2 protein-coding genes are annotated in these 771 nt (G+C 43.7%); both read left to right on the top strand.

The window, feature by feature from the left end:
• Positions 1 to 129: 129 nt before the first annotated feature.
• The gene (locus KIV40_RS27055) at positions 130 to 486 is read left to right on the top strand and encodes a membrane integrity-associated transporter subunit PqiC (protein WP_285352268.1); all 357 of its coding nucleotides are present in this window, start codon (positions 130 to 132) and stop codon (positions 484 to 486) included.
• Between the two features lie 18 nt (positions 487 to 504).
• A complete protein-coding gene (locus KIV40_RS27050; RefSeq protein ID WP_285352266.1) occupies positions 505 to 648 on the top strand; it encodes a hypothetical protein in 144 nt (47 codons plus the stop codon).
• Positions 649 to 771: the final 123 nt, after the last annotated feature.

The raw sequence follows: 771 nt of genomic DNA, 5'->3' as shown, positions 1-771 counted from the left end.
ATCTGAAGAGTTAGAGCATGTGCTTAAAGAGCTTCGCCCGTTAATCAAAGTACTAAACGACAAACCCAATGCGTTGGTATTTGGGAGCGATGCGGAAGAAGACCCGATTCCAGTTAAGGGAGTGGAATAATGAGAAAACTATTTATATCACTGTTTGTATCGTTCGGGCTTTTAGGGTGCACTTCTCCCACTGACGGCACTCATGCCTATCTTCTACCAGAGAGTACATTGGATAAGCCGATTTTTAAGGTGAAGACTCGAGTCGATTTGCCTGATTATCTCGACACTATCGGCATTGCGTATCGCAAGTCTGAAAATGAACTGGTTTCTGCGCGTAAACATGTGTGGGCTGAAAACCTTGAAGGGCTGCTTGAAGAGCGTATTGACTCTTCCGATGCATCAGGAGAATCGGATAAAGAGTTGACCATTACTTTCGAACAGTTCAACGGCTCTTACACTGGTAATGCTGAAGTAAAAGGAACTTGAGTACTGAGCGAGGAAGACGTGGAACTGGCACGAGCGGAATTTGAATCTATGACACCGTTAAAAGAGTCAGGGTATGAGTCGCTTGTCGAAGCTCTAGGGGAAGGCTTGGATGAGGTGCTGGCCGATATTCAGTCGCAATTAAAACAAAGCTCTAATCAGTAAAAGTACTAAGTCTAATATTCAAAAAGCCCGCGTTATTGATCTACTTCAGATGAACAATAACGCGGGCTTTTTGTTGTTTGTTTGATTCTCCACATACCCGTTAAATCAAACCTAATTCGGTGG

The organism is Vibrio sp. D173a, assembly GCF_030248475.1.
This window is presented reverse-complemented; position numbering and strand designations above follow the sequence as displayed.

Bases quoted from the DNA above. Each gene is read 5' to 3' on its own strand.
- KIV40_RS27055 (WP_285352268.1), top strand. From the start codon at position 130: ATGAGAAAACTATTTATATCACTGTTTGTATCGTTCGGGCTTTTAGGG.